The sequence below is a fragment of the Chitinophaga ginsengisoli genome (assembly GCF_003014595.1).
Classification (GTDB): domain Bacteria; phylum Bacteroidota; class Bacteroidia; order Chitinophagales; family Chitinophagaceae; genus Chitinophaga; species Chitinophaga ginsengisoli.
In genome coordinates this window covers 1-20,541 of record NZ_PYGK01000022.1, presented here as the reverse complement: position 1 = coordinate 20,541, position 20,541 = coordinate 1, and the positions used below count along the sequence as shown (strand labels likewise).

Here is a 20,541-nt window from a genome sequence, read left to right as displayed (position 1 = left end):
AGATGACACCTTTTAAAATAGAAGTCCCCCAGGAAGTTTTGAACGATCTATCTGTAAGATTACAACAGACACGTTGGACAGATGAACCAGAAAACGCCGGCTGGAATTATGGTACCAACCCCACTTATTTACGTGAACTGGTAGATCATTGGCAGCATAAGTATGATTGGAGAACACAGGAAACCTATCTGAATAAATTCCCTCAGTTTAAGTCAGAAATAGATGGTATCACTGTACATTTTATATATGTCAAAGGAAAATCTAAGAATGCCAAACCTCTGATATTAACCCATGGCTGGCCCGATAGCTTCTACAGGTTTCATAAGGTAATCCCTATGCTTACTGATCCCGAAAGCCATGGCGGGAACGCAGAGGAGGCTTTTGACATCGTCATTCCCTCAATACCCGGTTTTGGTTTTTCGGATAAAGTTCCCCAAAACAGTGACCAAACTGCCCGTTTATGGGCTAAGCTGATGACAGAAGTATTGGGATACCAAACCTTCTTAGCGGCGGGAGGAGATGTTGGCTCAACCATCAGCAAGTCATTGGCCAATCAATATCCCTCACAGGTCTCTGCTATTCATATAACGGATGTTGGCTATCCAAACGGACAGGAGGATTGGTCGACGATGTCAGCGCCGGAGCAGGAGTTTGGCCGCTTTATCCAACAATGGTTCTTTGCCGAAGGAGCTTTTAACCTTATTCAGACAACAAAACCTCAGACATTAGGTTACGGCCTGAATGATTCCCCTGTAGGGCTGGCATCCTGGATAATTGAAAAGTTCCATGGTTGGTCCGGTAAGCCCGAAAATCTGGATGATTACTACTCGAAAGACGAGCTTATCACCAATATCATGATATATTGGATTACGCAAACCATCAATACCTCGATCTGTATGTATGCTGAGGAAGGCAGGGCAGCCTGGTCTGTGGGGCTTAAATCGGCAATGAAGGTAGAAGTTCCCACCGGCGTATCCTTGTTCCCAGGGGAAGCTCCTTTTCCAATAGAATGGGTCAACAGGAAAGTGAATGTGCAACGATTTAATGTTATAGAAAAAGGCAGTCATTTTGCTGCGTTGAGTGCACCTGCTCTATATGCAAAAGAACTTAGAGATTTCTTTCATAGCAAATCCTGAATAGTCATCTATATGGAAATGAGTGAGTGGTGTACGCCCTCACTCATTCTTTTATAATTAAAGGAACAGGTTGCCAGAGCGATTGTCTGCCATAGTCTAGGTTGTTTGCAAACTGGTCAGATAAGGTGTATGAAATTCTCCGCCAAAGGATTCATCTCCTTAAAATACATACCAGGAGAGGAGCCCACTATCTTCCTGAAATCTTTATTAAAATGTGCCTGATCGCTGTACCCGAGGTCATACAATATGTTATTGTAGTTCATCTGAGAGGACTTATATCGTTTACTAAACGATTTGATCCTGATAATACCTGCATATTGCTTTGGACCCATTCCTACAAAATCAACAAATTTTCTTCTGAAATTCCGCTCACTCATTAGATGTTCATGGTGCAGTATGCCTATGTCAAGGTTGCCTTCAGCAACATGAATATTTCTCACTGCCTGCATTATATTATGCATATGGTATTCTTCCTGAAATTGCCCTATATATTTCATTAGCAGCTTTTCCAGAAAATGATGTCTGGCGGGCTCTGAAGGGAGGCTTGCCAGCTGTTCACGTAATAAGTAGATATCACGTCCGAATATATCCGCAGCATCTATAGTAGACGCCTTTATATGCTCCAGGCTATCTTTTATAAAAAGATGTGCTGTGCCTGGTTGAAAAACAACTCCTACGAGATGTACTTTCTCGGCATAGCAAATAAAATTCCTGTTGGGATAAAGTCCGGTTAAGGATACTGCCGGCATAGGAAGGAATTGTACCTCATCGCGGGATAAGCTCACGGCTTCACCTAAATTAAAAACCAGGTCCAACGTGCCGTCGGGAAGGCGACGGTGAATGATATTAGTCGCTTCATTTTCGATTACTGAATAAAAACATTGCACATACTTTTCCAGGAATAGGGGCCTGGTTTTTACAATACCCATAAAACAAGAATGGCCGATTTGTACAAACAAATATATGTCATATAGGGCTAACATTGTCCTCGAATTAAATACATTATGAAGGCTTTAGTATACATCTTATTATTAGCGGCAACACCCGCAATAGCACAGCATCTTGGGGACAGTGAAAAATCCAGGATTATTGACTCTATCTCTCATAAGTTAACGACATTATATGTGTACCCTGAGGTCGCAGAACAAATGTCCAAACAGCTGCATACTAATGCAGAAAAGGGGCAATATGCCAATATAAAAGACCCGAATGAATTTGCAGGCCGCCTTACTTCCGATTTGTTGGCGGTTGCTCACGACAAACACCTGGGGATACATTTTGATCCCCGCCCGATTGGGAATCAACCGGCAATGGAAGAAGACTCTGCGCTGGCCAGGTCCCGGAACTACGGTTTTAAAGAGCTGAAGATCCTTGATGGCAACATCGGCTACCTGAACCTCAGCTACTTCGAAGACCTGCCAAAAGGTGGTGCTACTGCCACAGCGGCCATGAACTTCCTCAGCAATACTGATGCTATTATCATAGATCTCCGCAACAATGGCGGTGGCTCTACAGAAATGGTACAGCTACTGGCCAGCTATTTCTTTGAAGGCGAGCCTCAGCCACTTACTGATATTTTCTGGCGGCCTACCAATAGCCTTACTCAATACAGGACCCTTCCTTATGTGCCCGGCAAACGCATGCCGCACACAGATGTCTATCTCCTTACCAGCGAAAGGACCTTTTCTGCTGCAGAAGACTTCTGTTACAGTCTGCAGAACCTGAAGCGTGTTACTATTATAGGTGAAACCACTGGTGGTGGCGCCCATCCTGTAGAGCAGGCAGCAGCCAGTGATCATTTCATTATTACCATTCCGGAAGGTCGCTCTATCAGCTCTTTTACCAAAACCGACTGGGAAGGTACCGGCGTAAAGCCTGATGTTCAGGTATCTGCAAAAGAAGCTTTGTTAACAGCCCAGGTGAAGGCCCTAAGTAAAGCACCTGAAAACAACTTTCCTGCAAAATGGGCCCTGATGGCAATAAAAGCCCAGCTCACACCTGTCACTTTATCTGAAGAAAGCCTGAAAGCCTATGTCGGTACCTACGGAGAAAGAACCATCTCCCTTGAGAATGGTCAGCTGTTCTATGCTAAAACCGGTGGCGCTAAAAGCCGTTTGATTCCAATGGATAAGGACATATTTTCTTTTGAAGATAAGGATTACCTGAGGATTCGGTTTGATAGGAAGGATGGTGTGGTAACTGGTTTTACAAGGTTATTTGATGATGGATCAACGCAAACAAGTGTAAAATAAATACTGGTATAAGGATACTGTTTCGCCATTCTAAAATGTGAATTAATAGACCAAAGGATACTTTCATTTAAAGTGTCCTTTGGCTATTAACAGGCTATAAGTGCTACCAGTTTATGGAGGATGTTCAGCCATTTGGTTATTGGGCTGGGAATTTACTAATGTCCATATAGAAAACTTCCCAGGTGTGCCCGTCTAAATCTTCAATAGTTCGTTGTTGCATAAAACCAAAATCTCTCAGTTCGTTAGGTTCGGTTCCGCCAGCTTTAAGGCCATTAGTTACTACATTATTCACTTCGTCTAGACTGTCTAACGATAATGAAAAAAGCCCTGCTAAATTTGATTTTGTGTCTGCTAATGGTTTGGTTGCAAAAGTTTTAAACTTTTCGTGTGTCATTATCATCACAAAAATGTTTTCACTCCAGACCATACATTTTGCTGTGTCATCTGAAAATTGAGGATTGTTAGTAAATCCTAATGCAGTATAAAAGTCCAATGATTTCTGAAGGTCTTTTACCGGTAAATTGATAAATACTTGTTTTGCCATTTTATTGTTTTTCGAGGTGAATAAGTTTATGATAATAGAAATGGGCAATGGTCAAAATCGCCCATGTACGCTGTTTCTTTACCGTATGTGTGAGCGTATTTATCATTCAGCCTCACCACAATTCGGCATGTTCGCTGCGTCCATATAAACAATTTCCCATTGATGTCCATCAGGGTCTGCAAAGCTGTGTTGGTACATCCATCCGTGGTCTTGCGGTTCAGCATAAATGGAGCCCCCAAGTTCAGTTGCTTTTGTTATGGTTTGCTGCACTTCTTCACGCGAGGCTGCATCAAGGGCCAGCAATACTTCTGTTGACAGACGTGCATCGCCTACCTCTTTTTTGGTGAATGTTTTAAAATAGCTTTCTACCAGCATCATTACGTAAATGTGTTCGCTTACCACCATGCAGGCGGCCTTATCGTCGGTAAATTGTGGATTAAAGCTGTAGCCAAGTCCGCTGAAAAATGTCGTTGACCGCTCTAAGTCTTTCACTGGTAAGTTGATGAAAATTTTTGTTGCCATGATTTGAGTTTTTCAGTTGTTATTGATGGCACAAAGTTGCGGCAACCATTTTTCCGAAAATTTTACATATGTTGAGAAAAGCAAAAATCTTTACTTATTTGCAAAAAATATCCGGCTTAGCTGCGTGGGCGTGATGCCGAGATAGGCGGCAATGTGTTGTTTCTTTAGCCGTTTCACTAAACCAGGGTATTTGCGAAGAAAATTATCGTAGTTGGCTTTAGCTGATTCATATCGCAGTGATACTTCATAGGGTTCCTTCTCGATTATCCAATGCTGCTCCATATAGCGAATATAAAATGCGGCGATATCAGGATAAATGCTAACAAGTTTTTTAAATTCTATGAAATTGTATTCCAGCACAGCCGTATCCTCCAGTGCTTTTATCGTAAAATTACTCGGAGACTGTGTGAGCGTGGCTGTTATGGAACCTGCAATCCGGTTCTCGGGGAAGAAATATTTAATCACCATGTCGCCGTTTTCGGCAGCGTAATATTGATACATTAAGCCACTTACAACAAAGGCCACTTTTTTAGGTGTCTGACCTTCGGCAATAAAATAGTCACCCTTATTGTAGTTGTTTTCACGGAGCAAAGCAGCCCACGCCGTTTCGGCTTGCGGAGAGAGTTCAGCGTACGTTTTTATTTTCTGAAAGAAAACATCGAAGCTCATTCGCTAAAGATAGGAATCTTATTTGCCAGTACAATGAAAACACCAGATTAGTTTAATGTACAGTTTGTGGGAGCATTTATATTCTTGTCTTGTACCAAATTTGGAGATGATTGCTGAAATGAGCGTATTAAATCTTTAAAAACAGAAAGGTAGTTGGGCGAGTATTTATTATACTTTCAAGACAACTGCAAATAAAGAACGGCCGGTGCAAGACATGTACCGGCCGTTCTTTAATATCAAAATGTAAACAGAATCATTATGTCATCTTTACCATCCATAGTTTTGTACTAATTGATGATTTACTTCTATCTCCGTCTGAGGTATTGGAAAGAGATAATGTTTAGGTTGAAATACCCGTGTTTGTATAACGGTGCGTTTGTAAAATACAGACAACCCTGCTTCTTTACTGTTTACGTCGAAACCAGAGGATTGTAATTCCTGTGTAGTGGGACGTGCATTTAAGCCGTGGACAGGTCCATTGTCTACAATTGTACCGATCATCCAGCGTCTTACATCCCAGAATCTGTGTGACTCAAAGGCAAACTCAACCCGGTTTTCGTTTTGCACGCGCGCTCTAAAGCCAGCAACGGTATTGTCGTCAGCAATGATAGGCAATGCAGGCATATTGACCCGTGCGCGTACTTTATTGATGGCGTTGAAGGCTTCAGCTGTTGGCCCCTGGTTATATTCGTTCAATGCTTCTGCATAAATGAGATAAATTTCCGGGAGGCGTATCACAGGATCATTGCGTTTAGCATCAGGAGATGTCCAGTAATTGAGCATATCCACATCAGGGGAAATCCATTTACGGGGATTATAACCAGACACAGGATAGGTGCCGGTTGATTTTGGCCAGCCCTGTGATGTACCACCATTAGATCCCCACCATGACATCCATACCGGAGTATTCGCCGTATGACGAATCGCCCATTTACTACCCTGGAAAGTAACGGTCGCATAAAATCTCGGATCACGATCTCTGTACATTTTTGAAATATTATCGAAATGCACATTTTCGCTATAGCCATCAGCGCCAAAGATATCGCCTGACCAGGTACCTACAGAATCATATCCTGAAGCCGGGTCATGTATTGGATATCCATTGTTCATCTCGTAAGCATCCACAAACTCCTGCAGTATGCTATACTTTCCCCAGCCACCAAACCAGCCACCATATGGCAAGCATTCATTTTCTATATTCTTACTGTTATTCTGTTGTTTGGCTACAATTATTTCGTCCCAGTTACGGGTATTAAACACCCTGGAGTAACTGTTAATCGGATCACCAGCTACTGTATTTAACGTATAAAGGTTCAGGTTAAGGACCTTCAGTGCTTCATCTGCCGCGCGTTTCCATTTCTCCTTATCTGCCATTTGGCTAAACAGCGCTGTACCATCGGGGTTTTTGATATCCTTATACAAAGGATTACCATTAAATAAAGGGCTGGCGGCATATGCCAGTGTGCGGGTTGCCAATGCCAACGCACCACCTTTGCTGATTCGTCCCAGGTCGCCGTCTGCATAGCTAACAGGCAATATTTCTGCGGCCTGCTCACATTCTCTTGTAATGAAATTCACTATGGAATCTACCGGCAACCTGGGCATCTGCATCTCCCCTGTTTCTGATGCAGCATAAGAGCGGGTGAGGACTGGTACCGCACCATAGCGCCTGAGGAGATCAAAATAGAAAAATGCACGTAACACCCTTGTCTCCGCTTTATACCGGGGCAATACTGTGGCGTAATAGGATTGCTGATTCTCCGGTACAGGCACTTTGTCTATATTCTCCAGGAACAGATTGCATTGACGGATTTTCTGGTAAGCATCCGCCCATATATCGTATGGGTTATTCGCTGCATTCCATGCACCGCTATTGTAATAAAGAGGATAAAAACCGGCTCCCCAGTGATGATAACATTCATCCGTTGCTGCACAGATCTCATCCGTCCAGCCGTCGGCAAGGGATCCCGGCATTTTGGAGTATAAATTCGCCAATACACCATTGGCATTATTAATATTGCCCCATACCTGGTCTGAAGTGACTAGTTCGGAAGGAACCACATCGAGGAATTTTTTGCAGGAAGACGCGGCTAGAAATGTGCTAACTATGGCCACTGTCGCAAGACTCCTGTATATATATGTTAGTCTGTTCATTTTTTAATGTTTTAGGTCATACAGCATTATAATCCCACGGTCAAGCCTGCGTTGAAAACGCGCATCTGGGGATAGTTTCCTGAATCATTAGGTGTTTCCGGATCGAAAATTTTGATCTTATCCCAGGTAACCAGGTTCAGGCCATTTACAAAAAGCCTTAAATTCCGGATGCCCACCAGGCGCGAAGTGGTGTTAGGAAGGGTATAACCAATTTCTAAATTTTTCAGTCGCAGGTAGTTTGAGTTGTATAGCCACCAGCTTGAATTCTGATCATTGTTCTGATTCGCTGCGTACGACAATCTTGGATACTTTGCATTTGTATGTTCAGGTGTCCAGTAGTTGCCTTTCATATCCGACAATACACCCGCATCGCCTGAGAATGGCCACATACGTGGTCCGGTAAACCAGGTATGACCACCAAATCCACCCTGGAAAAGCAGGCTCACGTCAAAGGAATGAAAATTACCACCCAATGCAATACCTGCAATCTGGTAGGGTACTGAGCGCTTACCCAGGTAGGTCTGGTCAAGCGAGTTAACCACGCCGTCTTCATTCACATCCTTGTATTTCAGGTCACCTGGTTGAATGGCGCCAAAGGAAGACTGGTCTGGACTTTTATTAATATCATCCTGTGACTGGAACAGGCCAAGTGCTACATATCCATATTGATCATCGATAGCACGCCCGGTATGCCGTTGATAAGTATGTCCGTTAAAAGAAGGCTCGTCCATGGCAATAATACGGTTCACGTTGTACGAGAAATTGGCTTTCAGGAAGTAGCCGTATTTGCGGTAGTTCTTACGGTATTCAATGGTGATCTCAAAACCTTTGTTTTGTACCTTACCCAGGTTTACATAGGGTAAATTGGCGATACCGATCATACTTGGAATGGTTCCGGGAGTAGCCAGGATATTACTTCTTAATTCATAAAACGCATCCCCTGATATAGAGAGAGCGCTGCCAAACATTTCGAGGTCTATACCCGCATTGTATTTGTTCGCTTTTTCCCAGGTCACTGCCATGTTACCCGTTCTGTCTTCCAATACCCCACCATATGAGGATCCATCGTGATTGCGGCCGAACTGATAACCGGTGCCGCCCAGTGCCCAGGTGCTTTGGTACAGGAAGCGCTGACCACCGATCTTGTCATTACCTACACTACCTGCAGATGCACGGATCTTCAACAGGTTGACGAGTGGCAAGTGGTTTTTAAAGAAAGGTTCTTCGGAAATAACATAACTCGCAGAAACGGCCGGGAAGAGATCATAACGTCTACCTGCCGGAAAATTTTCAGACCCGTTATAGCCAAAGTTTACCTCACCGAATATTTTACTGTTATATGCGTATGTTACCCTGCCTATTAACCCGTTATACTTATAAGGAAGACCGTTGATGGCATCATTGGAGCCCACCGCATCGAAAAATGTTTGTTGCTGGTAAAGCGCCATGGCGGTAACGGCATGTTTACCAAAAGTGCGGTCATAGTTAAGATAAGCTTCCAGCTGTGTACGGCGATTACTGTTAGCTGCCACATCATAGCTCAGGTTGTTGGAACCATCGGTCACCTTTGTGTAGGTGCCGGTAGACAGGTCGGTAGCCTGATCATCAGCTATAGACCATTTATATGTGTAGTAGGATTTAGATCGGGTTATATTCCTGTAATTGTAGGAGTCAAATGAGAGTCTTACCCGGGTACTTAAACCTTTGGTGATCCAGGGCAGATTGAGCTTGAACCCGGTGGTGGCCTGCAGTGTATTTTGGAAATTGCGCTGATAGCCTCCCTGGGTTAAACGGCCAAACGGGTTGTAAGGTTTGGCAGATTGATAGGCGACAGATCCATCCGGATTTTGCATTGGGTACAGGTACGGGGGAATGGCCTGCATATCTGCGAAAAGTGCGGAAGCACCTACGTTGGGGTAGTTATTGTCATATACGATCTGGCCGAGGTTCAATTCCATTGTCAGATCTTTGCTAATGTTCAGGTCAATATTGGAACGGAAGTTATACTTGTTATTAAGTGCCTGAATATTATAATCAGATAAGTTGGCGTATTTGTATAACCCACTTTGCCTAAGGTAAGAGATGGAGGTAAAATAGCGTACAAAGTCATTACCCCCAGATACGTTTAAGTTACTGGAATACATAGGGGCAGTTGGTTTCAGCAGTTCATGCAGCCAGTTTACATTCGGATATAGATACTTGTAGGCCGGGTGTGATCTGTCCCTGAATTTATTCAGATAATCATCCGTGTACATGGCATAATTCTGACCATCGTTGATCAGCGCCTCGCGGTATAATTTCAGCGCATCATAGGAGTCGAGATATTCAGGCAATCTTGTTGGTTCCTGGATGCCTCCCTGAAGGGTAAAGTTGATCTGTGGCTTTGACTTCATGCCCCTTTTGGTGGTGACTAATATTACCCCGTTAGCGCCCCGTACCCCATACACGGCAGTAGAAGATGCATCTTTTAATATAGAAATACTCTCTACTTCATTGGCATCAATACCAGAGAATGCACGTTCTACCCCATCCACCAGGATAAGTGGACTCTGGCTACCAGTAAAGGTAGCCATGCCTCTGATCCAGAGTGATGATGCATCATAGCCGGGTTCCCCGCTGTTTTGTAAGGTTACGAGACCGGGTAAACGCCCGGCAAGCGCATTACTTAAGTTGGCTACAGGACTTTGTTTCAGTTCTTTTGTGCCTACAGTAGCAATGGCTCCTGTCAGGGAAATTTTCTTTTGTTTGCCGTATCCCACAACGACTACTTCATTCATATCACTTGAAGCTGTCTTGAGAACAATGCTCCCGGCCCCACTGACAGGCACTACCAGCGTGAGATAGCCAATATGGGAAACCTGGATAGCAGAATCGTTATTCGTACGGCGGATACGGAATACTCCGTTTACATTTGTATTGGTGATATGCTTGCTATTCACCAATTGAATAGTGGCACCGGGTATAGGCACACTTTCGTCAGTGACAACTTTACCCGTTACAAAGCCTGTGTCTGTTGCAGGTTGGTCCTGTGCCTGTAAATGTCCACTGTAAGCGCTAAAACAAACGCATAGCAACGTTGAGATGTACAGATTGATTACATGTGTTTTCATAATATGAATTGAGGTAAATACATAGTCTGAATATGAATGCAGTAATCTTCACGCACACTCACTCTTAAGCATACCACAGCCACCTCCGTCTACACAGTAACTGCAGTAAACAGGCAGAAATGGTTTTCAATAACTACTACAATGGTGGCCAGCTGGACGCGCAAGGGAATAATACCCTTACATTGAGTGATAATATTTAAGTAAAACTTTGAAATCGAAATGCCACAAGTGTATAATCCAGGGATATATTCTTAATACTAGTTAGTTTTCTACTAATAGGTTTTTGGTTGACAGTAGTCTTTTAATATAATACGCTAACTTACTCAAGAGTTGAGGTTTACCATAAACGGATTATAACATGTTATTTGCAAATTTTAACAAATCTTTTTTGGTGGGAGGATCAGGGGCAAGCGCATTTGAAACGGCGGCTTTAGCTCCGGTAAGTGCTGCGGGGAACAAGTTAGAATCAAATGTTTATCTCAAAGGCCCTAACGGGAAGACAAACCAAGTTGCCTGAATACGCTTGCAAGTGCAGATGCGATGATGGCATTTCCTTTATCTGATGGATGTAATCCGTCGTACGTAAGGTTTACCGCATCCAGTGGATAGGGATATTCATCATTTTCAGGATCGAATGGTATGTTTACAAATGCCGGGTAAGTATAATTAACATATTTACCGTTTTGGGGATTTTTCAAACGTTTGAACTTTACCATGTTTTCCAGCTTAAGCAACGCAACGGATGATGATATAGGTCGACAACCGGAATGTGTTCATAGCGTCCGATAGTTAAAACCGTTTCATCCAGATGGTCGTTGAGATAGGTGATGGAGTCGCCAATAGCTACCCAGGTTAATTCTTTCTTCCTGAATGAACACAGTAAAATGATGGAAAGTAATATTGGCAGGAGCTTTTTCATGGACTGTTTAAGATTAGGAACGGATCATTATAGCGTTTTGCACCATGAATATAATAAGTAGACAGGTAATTCCCATTTGCTTCCTCACCCAGCTGCCAAAAAAGCCTTCAGATGATGTCTGAAGGCTTTTTTGATAGTCTAATCGCGAATATGCTTGAATACCGCCTGCTCATTCTCTTATCGCAGAGATCTGAAGGCAGCCCTGAGTTCTTCAGTGAAGATTTGTGGCTGCTCCCATGCTGCAAAGTGCCCACCTTTAGGTGCTTTATGATAGTAATACAATGAAGGATATGCCTTTTTTGACCAGCTTTCAGGAGCCTCGTAAATTTCATGTGGAAAAACAGAAATGGCTACGGGAACTTTTATATCCTTTGTTTTCTGATGTTCAGCACTGAAATTATTGTTATTGTTTTCCCAATAGAACCGGGAAGAGGAAGCTCCTGTATTGGTCAACCAATAGAGCGTAATATCATCAAGGATGGCGTCTCTGCTGATTACCTTTTCGGGTTTTAAGTCACTTTCTGTCCATTCTGCAATTTTTTCGTACAGGAATGCTGCTAATGCACCTGGAGAATCGGAAAGTAAATAGCCGGTAGTCTGTGGACGGGTCACCATCATTCCTCCATAAGCCGCATTTCTTCCAAAGAAGGTACTTAAAGCATTATATGCCTTAGTTTCGGATTCAGAAAGCCCTGATGGTGCAGGATCTCCTGAAAAAATTGGTTTTACAAGTTCAGCAGGAATTGTTGCAGGCATAGTAAGATGTATACCTAAAAGTCCTGAAGATGCTTGTCTCGCCAGGGCGTCGGAGATCACTGAACCATGGTCGCCACCTTCGGAAACATATTTTTTGTAACCAAGACGTTTTACCAGAACGTCCCATGCTTTGGCAACGCGGTCAGGATTCCAGCCCACTTCTTTGGGTATTTCTGAAAAACCATATCCCGGGATTGCAGGTATGATTACATCAAATGCATCTTCCGCTTTACCACCATATTTTACCGGATCAGTTAAGGGGCCTATGGCATCAATGAATTCCAGGGGAGAACCCGGCCAGCCGTGGGTAAGGATTACAGGCAGTGCATTGGGTTCTTTTGAACGTACATGGATGAACTGGATATTTAAACCATCAATTGTTGTCACAAACTGAGGCAGGGCATTTAACTTCTTTTCCAGCTTTCTCCAGTCATAACCATTTCCCCAATAGTCTATGAGTTCTTTTAATTGTGCGAGTTGGATACCCTGAGATTCATCTTTTACAGTTTCCTTATCCGGAAAGCGGGTTTCAGCGATACGTCTTTTAAGTTCATTGAGTTTTGCCTGGGGAATGTTGATCTTGAAAGGTCTGATACTTGTATCGGATGCTGATGTGACCGTTTTTGTTCCGGTCGTCTGTGCATTAGCAATTGCAGGAATACTTAGAGAGAAGGTTGCTGCTAACAGGACGGTATAAATTTTTGTTTTCATTGCTTTTAATTTAGATTTTAAGATTTGGGTGCTATTGTGCAACGAAATTATGCGTAGGGAAGCGCCAGGTAAATAGGCAATCTGTCCAGGTGGACGTATTGGGGGGCGAGCCGGATAATACAGGGCGTGAACAGGAAACCCAAAATGAAAACAATCGACTATGGGAGCCACGGTAGTGTATCTGGATGCTCATTTATTGATTCTAACTACATAGTATATTTGCTTTTCAACTTCTCCGTTCCTATCTTGTTCTCCGAAACATAACATAATGGGACAATATACCATGAAATAAATACGTGCCGCCTATAGCCGTAGCAGATCATTATTTATCATATACCTAAATCACAAATGAAAACATTCAGTCTTTTGTTGGCCTCCATCGGTCTTAGTATGACCTGTTTTGCCCAGAAGCCAACTATTAAATGGGGGGAAGAATTTAAATTACATAAAGGCAGTAGCGACCTTGAAGTAATATCGGTAGATAAATCCGGAGCCTATCTGCAGGAAAGTCACCAGGCCCTGAAAAGTTATTTTGTAGTTGGCGCCACCATGCGTGAATCCGCTTCTCTTATAAAAGTGGACAAGAATTTAACCGAAGTATTCCGGAATGACTTTAACAAGGAATTGAAAGGCAAGGAGTTCGAACAGTTCTTTCCATTTGGAGATAAACTATTTCTGATTTCATCTGATTACAGCCGTCGCGACAAAACAAAGGCTGTTTACGCTTCTGGAGTAAACAAAAGCACCGGAGAACTGACGGGAGAATTCAAAGAAGTAGCCATCTTTCAGAAAGAAGAAAAGAGGGATGATATTGATTTCAAAATTACCTACAATGCAGACAGTACCAAGATCATATTGGTGAGTAGTATAAAAGGAAAGGAAAGAAATGAATACGCAGTGCAGGAATTTGATAAAAATTTCAAAAAAATCGGTAAACCTATAGTCCTTACAAATGAATTTGAAGCAAAGAAATATCAGCTTCAGGACTTACTATACCTGGGCAATAATAAGATTTTGCTCGTTGGACGCGTCTATGAATATGAAGAAGGTAAAAAGAAAAAAGCGAAATTCCTGGATTTTACCAATTATAATATCCGCTTGTATGACGAAAAAGGAAAGCAACAGGCAGAGATCAACACCACTGTCAATGGTAAATGGCTGAACAGTACCAAAGTGGTACAGGAAAAGAACAAAGACCTTGTACTGGCTGCGTTCTACAGCAATACCAAAAAGGGTAAGACCATTGATGGTTTGTTGGTGCAAAGGATCAATATAAATGACGGCACAGTTCTCTCTACCAGTGATAAAGCGATTAATAATTCCCTTTTAACTGCAGACAATGATGATGATGATAAAGATGATGATGATAAGGATGAAGACAAAGAGGAAAGAAAGGAAAGAGAAAGACTGAATAAACTGAAAGATGAAGGAGAAGGGTTCTCCAGATATATGCAGTTCAGAAATATTTTTTATACCCCCGACAATGGACTGGTTATTCTGGCAGAACAATATAAAGAATATGTAACGGTCTCACAAAATACAAGTTCAGCAGGCGCTGGTGCTATAATGGGAGGCGGAAGTACCACTACTACATATCATTACAATTCCGGCGATCTGATGATGTGTAAGATCGATGCCGGAGGTAATATCGGCTGGCTGGAAATCCTGCCTAAGGATCAGCGGGAAGTAATATCGATGACAAGCGCTTCTTCCGGTATGGGTATGGGTTTTGGCGGTTTGGGCCTTGGTCTCAGCTATAGTTATACTGGATACTTTGATGAAGGAAACATGCCTTTTTATTCCGGTTTTGGTGCTATGCAAATAGATGGTAATATCCAGGTCATCTTTAATGATAGTCCTAAAAATGCCGGCGTTACACAGGCCGGGCAGAAGACAAAAAAGATCATCCGTTATGCCAAGTCTGATTGCTATTTGCTGAATATCGATGCAGTCTCCGGTAAACTTGGAAGAAAACAGTTCTTTTCCAATGCGGATGTGCCTACAGCGATGCCTCGTTTAGGGTCTATTATCAATAATGAGATGTATCTGATAGGTAAAACAGACCGTGTGTTTGGAAAAACCAAACTAGCGGTAGCAAAGATTACTGTGAAGTAATATTTGTTTTAAATAAAGTAATAAAGAGGTCGGACCTGTTACGGTCAAAATCATTCAGGAAGAGACCGCGTATCACTGATCCTCAGAAACAAAAGCCTTCAAGTCGAAAGATTTGAAGGCTTTTGTTTGCGGAGAAAGAGGGATTCGCCCCCCGGGACTTTTGACAGTTTTAATACAGCGAAAAATAAGAAAAATAAATCGCTATAGTAGGCATTTCCGGCAAAATAACCCATTAAACAATCTATCTTCCAGGGTGTTAAATCTATGTAATTACACATGCCATGGAAGAGGAACACGAACAACAACCATCAGCCGAGAATCCGGAAAAGTTGTTAAATCTGGAAGTAAAGCCAGCCAAACAATGGGCAGCTGGTATACCAGCCGTAATGGCGGCACTCAGTGATCTTAAAGAAGAACATATTCCCTTCAGGGGAATGAAGGCCTTACTGAAGATGAATCAGAAAGGAGGCTTTGACTGTCCGAGCTGCGCCTGGCCCGATCCTGATGACGAACGGTCTCCCGTTGGCGAATATTGTGAAAATGGTGCTAAAGCCCTGGCGGAAGAAGCCACTGCCAAAAAGCTGACGGCCGCTTTCTTTGCCGAAAATTCTGTAGCCGGACTGGCAGCCCTTACCGACTACGAGATAGGGAAAAAAGGGCGTCTGACAGAGCCTATGTACATGCCTAAGGGGGGCACCCATTACCAACCTATCAGCTGGGATGATGCCTTCGAAAAAATAGCCGGGCATCTTAATGCGCTCGGTTCTCCCAATGAAGCGGCCTTCTATACCTCCGGCCGCACCAGTAACGAAGCGTCTTTTGTATACCAGCTCTTTGTAAGAGAGTTCGGCACCAACAATATGCCTGATTGCTCTAATATGTGTCATGAAACTTCCGGTGTAGCGCTTGGGGATGTGATCGGCCTGGGCAAAGGCTCCGTAACATTAGAGGATTTTTATGATACAGATGTGATCATTATCATCGGGCATAATCCTGGTACTAATGCCCCCCGTATGATGAGTGCTCTTGAAAAGGGGAAGCGGAAAGGCGCGCAGATCATCGCCATCAATCCGCTGCCGGAGGCGGGATTGATGGGTTTCCGTAATCCGCAGCATATGGACGGTGTATTAGGGCATGGCGCTAAACTGGCCGACCTGTTCCTGCAGGTAAGGATCAACGGTGATATGGCACTGCTGAAAGCCATTGAGCTGGCATTATACGAGGCAGAGCAGAAATCGCCGGGATGGGTATTCGATCGGGATTTTATTGCAAAACATACCGTTGGCTACGATGAATTCATCAGGCGACTGAAGACATACCGTATGGAAGATCTGGCGGCGGCATCAGCTGTCTCCGTCAATGAGATCCGCGAAGCCGCTGAAATGATGCAGGATAAAAAACGTATTATCGTGTGTTGGGGAATGGGGCTTACACAGCAAAAGAATGGGGTTGACATGCTCAAGGAAATTGTGAACCTCCTTTTATTGAAAGGTAGTATTGGCATACAGGGAGGTGGTGTATGTCCCGTACGCGGACATAGCAATGTGCAGGGCAATCGTACTATGCTGATCGACGAAAAGCCTACGAATGAACAGTTAGACCGGCTGCAGGCGCATTTTGGATTCAATCCTCCGAGAGATCATGGTTATGATGTGGTGAAATCTATCAAAGCCATGCACGAAGGAAAAGTGAAAGTGTTCTTCGGGATGGGAGGGAACTTCCTTTCTGCCACACCAGATACTACTTTTACGGCAGCGGCTATGAGAAAGTTAAAACTCAGTGTATACGTTTCTACAAAACTGAATCGCGGGCATCTGGTGCATGGAGAAGAGGCATTGATATTGCCAACATTATCACGTAGTGATATAGATCTTGTCAACGGAGAAGCACAATTTATCAGTACTGAGAATTCCATGGGAGTTGTCCAGTCTTCCCGTGGCATGCTAAAACCTATATCTGATAATCTGCTGAATGAAACGCATATCGCCTGCAGAATGGCGAAAGCTACATTAGGCAAACGTTCGGTGGTGAACTGGGATCTCTTTGAGAATAACTATGATGCTGTTCGTGATGCCATAGCAGCCTGTATTCCGGGTTTTGAAGACTATAATCTGAAAGTACGTCATCCTGGTGGATTTTATCTTCCTAATGGCCCCAGAGAAGGCAAATTCAAGAGCACACGATCTGAAAGCCGTGCGGAATTTTCTTTAACAGATGTTCCGTTGAATGAATTGGCTGACGATGAATATGCTATGGCTACCACCCGTACCCATGATCAGTTCAATACTACTATCTATGGACTGGAAGACCGCTATCGTGGTATCAAAAATGAGCGCCGTGTTGTATTCATGAATCCTGTGGATATGAAGAAAGCAGGGTTAGTGGAAGGAGATAAAGTAGATCTCTTTAACTATGATGATGGCGTAGAACGTGTAGCCCGTCTGTTTGTGGTGGTGCCATATAGCATTCCGGAGAAAGATACTGTCACTTACTTCCCTGAGACTAATGTATTGGTATCTATCAACAATGTGGTAGATGAAAGTAATATGCCTGCGTCTAAGCGGGTAGTGATAAAAATTAAAAAACATATACCACGCCTTTAGCTAGATGCTAAAGGCTTTTAATTTTCTGCGGCTCCTCAAGTTGAATAAAATGTCCGGATTTTTATCCACCACTGTTTCAAGATCTCTCGTTGAATTACTTATATTTCCGGGTTCAGTATTAAATCCTGATTTTCCATAACCAGCTCTGTCATACAGCAAAACATCTGCATCTAAAGAAGTAGATATGGAGAGTCGCATTTGCGCAACCCGGTTATAATCATTTTTTTTGCTAAGTAGGTTTAAAATAACATCTTATGAAAATTTGTTTTCAGTTAAATGTAGCGTATAATAGCGGAAATATATTGTTGGCGATCATTGTGAGGACAGTTTGTTTTTCCAAAGGAAGTTTTGGTTGACAAAGGAATTATCTCACAACACGGAAAAGACGGGAAACGTGGAATTAGGGTTTATCCCTTATGGGACACTGTGACAAATAAACAAGCAGAGAAAACTCAAAGTTGGCAGACCAAATATTTCGTAACAATAAAATTCGACAACACGACCGACCTTGACTTGACAAGAAAATTATTTAACGATAAAAACTGACAGCAAAGAAAACAACGAACCGCCAACAGCGGTATTGGCAAAAGCCTGGCAGACGGAAGCTGTGTCGCATCATTTGTAGCTTTGTGCAGCAGTGGTTCGGGCTTGACAAACAACTTTGGATTAAGAATTAATGATTAACTTTTATTTTCTAAATTCAGCAGTGGTTGCCGGGAAGGACAAGCAATGTTGCCTACAATTTAGAATGATCCCTGTCGTATCAAGCTTATTACTTATAATACTTCGAACCCACTAATTATTTGATAGTCAAAGTTTAATTCAAGAAGGGGGGTAATCGCATGAAAATCATTCGAACTAAAAAAGCCTTCAAATCCAGAGACTTGAAGGCTTTTTTAATTTTTCTGCGGGCCACGAGGGACAGTTTTCGAACCTTTTTAGAGATGAATTATCTAAAATTATGAATTTTATAGTGAAATAATTTTTGTGAATAGGTTTACTTAAGCTTATAGGCTTTTGATACGGCCAGTTAACATTGCAGGTAGAAATAGTACGAATTAGGCAACCTAATGACCCTGTGTAGTATTAGGTCGCCTCTGTATATTCACAATTTAATTGCTTTCTAGAACAGCTTATAAGTGAGCTTGAACATCAAGAAAACGATCATCATTCAATAGATTCATTATTCTATTGAGGTTCTAAATGGCATGGCCCATTGGAATCTCATACACCTTGATGATTATGGCTGGTGTTTTTAAGTATCGATTATTATTTTACAGGATCATTACGTCATACCTAAATATTTTCCAAAAAGCTAAGCTCTTCGGGGTACTTACCGAATTTTTTTACTTTTCCCTTCGCACGATTAAAATGATTTTGTGAAACATTAATCGAATCAATCGCAGCCCATTCCTTTCTAATCTTTTCAAGGCCAGCTTGAGCCTCCTTCTCGGTGTCAGTTTGTAACAAAACTTCAATTTTATGCCTCAACTCTTCATATCTAACGGACATTTTTCGGAATGATTCGGACTTTTCAGAGGATTTCAAAAAGGTCTGTAGCCCTGTCAAAATAGCAATTAATAGCCCTCCTAATGTTAAAACTGTACTTACCGCGTCTGCAAAAAAGTCAAGTTTTGGTACCGCAGCTATCAATACACCCAATACTAAAGCTGGTACCCCTAGCCAAAAATGGATGTTTTTCCACCGGATAGATTCAGATCTATTTGCATATTCCAAGATGTGGATCTTTCTCATCCAATCCAATATCAACTTCCTTGTCTGCTCATTCATTTTGGCTAAGCTTTTTATTGATTTTTATTAAAATATCTTTTGGGTCAATAGTTTCTTTTCTGTTAACGATTGAATTTTCGATTTCGCTAGGTCCTACAACATAAGATCGCTCAACTTTTCCCTTTTTTCCCGTGAATAGAAATAAAGTTGCAGTTGTACAATCATCTGAAACCGTTGATGTATGAAACTCACCGGCTTCTATTTCATATTGATCATTTGCTGCATACATTTCCTTTGCCGTCTCATTCACTAAAACAAAGGTACCAGTATTTATAGCATTTGAAGTTTTCTGATTAACCTTTTCAATGCTATTCCAAACTATTTCAAAAAAACTGTGATCAGTAGGACTTGCTGATTCAATAACGCTAAATCTACAATTCTTTAGCTCACCTAGAAGTATGTGACTCTGTGCATGAAATTGATGACAATGTATAGAAAACATATGAGTCTTCTCTTTATCGATATATCCAGCAAATGATTGATCCCAAATATGTAAGCGTAAAAACTCAAAATGGCCATTCTTGTCATCACTATGGAATAATGGGATTGAAAGAAAACCCTGAGAACCGATAGTAGCTATTATATCAGCTGGTTTCAAATTAATAATAGATTCATAAATATGAGGCCAAACTGCTTTGTTGTCAATTGCAAGTGATTCACATTCGGAATCTCTATTGTAATCAGCAAGAACTAAACTAACAGCGGCAACTCTATGCTTGATAGTATCAAAATAGACATCCTCCTTGGTATCAATGGACACTAACTCATCCCAGGCTATTGAGTCAGCTCCTGGCTTGATAAACTTAGTGAGAATCTCAGATTCTGAGGGCAATTTTGCTTTTGTGGATTCAGAAAAAGTAGGAATAATTGCTTTAAAAATGTGGATCATTAGATCACTCGTAATATTAAGGGGTACGATCACGGTGGAATTGTTTTGATTATGCAAATTAGTATATTATATAGAATACCTTTAGAAATCTTAAAATATACTTCATTCTATATTGGGAATTTCATTAAAAACTTCCTTTTTAAGGCAGAGATCGCGTTGGACAGACTATCTGCCCTTACATATCCTAAAAACATTTCACGGTCTTTGTGTACTCTCATCATCACAAGCTGTTCTGCGGGTATCCCAGCCCCAATGCATTATTATGGTTGAAGATGTATCAATAGTTCGGTAAGTTTTATTCACAAAACATGTGTGGAAAAACGATGTAGATAATTAAAGGGCTCGGAAGGTCGAACCAAAAATAAAAAAA

15 protein-coding genes and 1 pseudogene are annotated in these 20,541 nt (G+C 42.1%); 5 read left to right on the top strand and 11 right to left on the bottom strand.

The features are described from left to right. Positions 1-2: 2 nt before the first annotated feature. Entirely contained in the window at positions 3-1,136 is a 1,134-nt protein-coding gene (locus CLV42_RS31505) for an epoxide hydrolase family protein (protein ID WP_106605925.1), read from the top strand. 116 nt (positions 1,137-1,252) lie between these two features. Here CLV42_RS31505 and CLV42_RS31500 read toward each other — a convergent pair whose 3' ends face one another. After that, complete coding sequence (locus tag CLV42_RS31500; protein ID WP_170117720.1) at positions 1,253-2,065, bottom strand: helix-turn-helix domain-containing protein; 813 nt, start codon at positions 2,063-2,065, stop codon at positions 1,253-1,255. A 75-nt stretch (positions 2,066-2,140) separates the two neighbouring features. Here CLV42_RS31500 and CLV42_RS31495 point away from each other — a divergent pair, with 75 nt between their 5' ends. Then, entirely contained in the window at positions 2,141-3,388 is a 1,248-nt protein-coding gene (locus CLV42_RS31495; RefSeq protein WP_106605923.1) for a S41 family peptidase, read from the top strand. A gap of 136 nt (positions 3,389-3,524) precedes the next feature. Here CLV42_RS31495 and CLV42_RS31490 read toward each other — a convergent pair whose 3' ends face one another. From CLV42_RS31490 to CLV42_RS31460, 8 genes are all read right to left on the bottom strand, one after another. Next, positions 3,525-3,932, bottom strand: coding sequence for a VOC family protein (locus CLV42_RS31490; protein WP_106605922.1), 408 nt, complete (start codon positions 3,930-3,932; stop codon positions 3,525-3,527). A 102-nt stretch (positions 3,933-4,034) separates the two neighbouring features. Continuing rightward, a complete protein-coding gene (locus tag CLV42_RS31485; RefSeq protein ID WP_106605921.1) occupies positions 4,035-4,454 on the bottom strand; it encodes a VOC family protein in 420 nt (139 codons plus the stop codon). 90 nt (positions 4,455-4,544) lie between these two features. Further along, positions 4,545-5,123: a Crp/Fnr family transcriptional regulator gene (locus CLV42_RS31480; RefSeq protein WP_106605920.1), complete on the bottom strand. Its 579-nt coding sequence runs from the start codon at positions 5,121-5,123 to the stop codon at positions 4,545-4,547. Positions 5,124-5,390: 267 nt separating this feature from the next. After that, entirely contained in the window at positions 5,391-7,277 is a 1,887-nt protein-coding gene (locus tag CLV42_RS31475) for a RagB/SusD family nutrient uptake outer membrane protein (protein ID WP_106605919.1), read from the bottom strand. Positions 7,278-7,303: 26 nt separating this feature from the next. Beyond that, complete coding sequence (locus CLV42_RS31470) at positions 7,304-10,387, bottom strand: SusC/RagA family TonB-linked outer membrane protein (protein WP_106605918.1); 3,084 nt, start codon at positions 10,385-10,387, stop codon at positions 7,304-7,306. 488 nt (positions 10,388-10,875) lie between these two features. After that, positions 10,876-11,103, bottom strand: coding sequence for an SGNH/GDSL hydrolase family protein (locus CLV42_RS34375; protein ID WP_245901786.1), 228 nt, complete (start codon positions 11,101-11,103; stop codon positions 10,876-10,878). Beyond that, on the bottom strand, positions 11,097-11,306 hold the full coding sequence (locus tag CLV42_RS34370) for a hypothetical protein (protein ID WP_245901785.1): 210 nt from the start codon (positions 11,304-11,306) through the stop codon (positions 11,097-11,099). Before CLV42_RS34370 ends, CLV42_RS34375 begins: the two co-directional genes overlap by 7 nt. 177 nt (positions 11,307-11,483) lie before the next feature. Next, positions 11,484-12,944: an epoxide hydrolase family protein gene (locus CLV42_RS31460; RefSeq protein WP_245901784.1), complete on the bottom strand. Its 1,461-nt coding sequence runs from the start codon at positions 12,942-12,944 to the stop codon at positions 11,484-11,486. 177 nt (positions 12,945-13,121) lie between these two features. On the opposite strand from CLV42_RS31460, the gene CLV42_RS31455 reads away from it, so the two are divergent. The 3 genes and pseudogenes from CLV42_RS31455 to CLV42_RS34650 all read left to right on the top strand — a co-directional run. Beyond that, positions 13,122-14,888, top strand: coding sequence for a hypothetical protein (locus CLV42_RS31455; protein ID WP_106605916.1), 1,767 nt, complete (start codon positions 13,122-13,124; stop codon positions 14,886-14,888). A 281-nt stretch (positions 14,889-15,169) separates the two neighbouring features. After that, positions 15,170-17,491, top strand: coding sequence for an FdhF/YdeP family oxidoreductase (locus CLV42_RS31450; protein ID WP_106605915.1), 2,322 nt, complete (start codon positions 15,170-15,172; stop codon positions 17,489-17,491). Positions 17,492-17,824: 333 nt separating this feature from the next. After that, positions 17,825-18,037 (top strand): annotated as a pseudogene (locus tag CLV42_RS34650) (MepB family protein); the annotation flags it as partial. Between the two features lie 750 nt (positions 18,038-18,787). On the opposite strand, the gene CLV42_RS31435 reads toward CLV42_RS34650, so the two are convergent. Both CLV42_RS31435 and CLV42_RS31430 read right to left on the bottom strand, forming a co-directional pair. Next, on the bottom strand, positions 18,788-19,282 hold the full coding sequence (locus CLV42_RS31435) for an SLATT domain-containing protein (RefSeq protein ID WP_106605913.1): 495 nt from the start codon (positions 19,280-19,282) through the stop codon (positions 18,788-18,790). After that, positions 19,275-20,171, bottom strand: a complete 897-nt coding sequence (locus CLV42_RS31430) for a hypothetical protein (protein ID WP_106605912.1) — start codon at positions 20,169-20,171, stop codon at positions 19,275-19,277. Before CLV42_RS31430 ends, CLV42_RS31435 begins: the two co-directional genes overlap by 8 nt. Positions 20,172-20,541 lie beyond the last annotated feature (370 nt).

What these genes read in the sequence shown, in the direction of transcription:
- CLV42_RS31485 (WP_106605921.1), bottom strand. Translation starts at nt 4,454, where the DNA reads ATGGCAACAAAAATTTTCATCAACTTACCAGTGAAAGACTTAGAGCGG.
- CLV42_RS34375 (WP_245901786.1), bottom strand. Translation starts at nt 11,103, where the DNA reads ATGGTAAAGTTCAAACGTTTGAAAAATCCCCAAAACGGTAAATATGTT.
- CLV42_RS31455 (WP_106605916.1), top strand. Translation starts at nt 13,122, where the DNA reads ATGAAAACATTCAGTCTTTTGTTGGCCTCCATCGGTCTTAGTATGACC.
- CLV42_RS31450 (WP_106605915.1), top strand. Translation starts at nt 15,170, where the DNA reads ATGGAAGAGGAACACGAACAACAACCATCAGCCGAGAATCCGGAAAAG.
- CLV42_RS31470 (WP_106605918.1), bottom strand. Translation starts at nt 10,387, where the DNA reads ATGAAAACACATGTAATCAATCTGTACATCTCAACGTTGCTATGCGTT.
- CLV42_RS31490 (WP_106605922.1), bottom strand. Translation starts at nt 3,932, where the DNA reads ATGGCAAAACAAGTATTTATCAATTTACCGGTAAAAGACCTTCAGAAA.
- CLV42_RS31495 (WP_106605923.1), top strand. Translation starts at nt 2,141, where the DNA reads ATGAAGGCTTTAGTATACATCTTATTATTAGCGGCAACACCCGCAATA.
- CLV42_RS31430 (WP_106605912.1), bottom strand. Translation starts at nt 20,171, where the DNA reads ATGATCCACATTTTTAAAGCAATTATTCCTACTTTTTCTGAATCCACA.
- CLV42_RS31505 (WP_106605925.1), top strand. Translation starts at nt 3, where the DNA reads ATGACACCTTTTAAAATAGAAGTCCCCCAGGAAGTTTTGAACGATCTA.
- CLV42_RS31475 (WP_106605919.1), bottom strand. Translation starts at nt 7,277, where the DNA reads ATGAACAGACTAACATATATATACAGGAGTCTTGCGACAGTGGCCATA.
- CLV42_RS31500 (WP_170117720.1), bottom strand. Translation starts at nt 2,065, where the DNA reads ATGGGTATTGTAAAAACCAGGCCCCTATTCCTGGAAAAGTATGTGCAA.
- CLV42_RS31435 (WP_106605913.1), bottom strand. Translation starts at nt 19,282, where the DNA reads ATGAATGAGCAGACAAGGAAGTTGATATTGGATTGGATGAGAAAGATC.
- CLV42_RS34370 (WP_245901785.1), bottom strand. Translation starts at nt 11,306, where the DNA reads ATGAAAAAGCTCCTGCCAATATTACTTTCCATCATTTTACTGTGTTCA.
- CLV42_RS31480 (WP_106605920.1), bottom strand. Translation starts at nt 5,123, where the DNA reads ATGAGCTTCGATGTTTTCTTTCAGAAAATAAAAACGTACGCTGAACTC.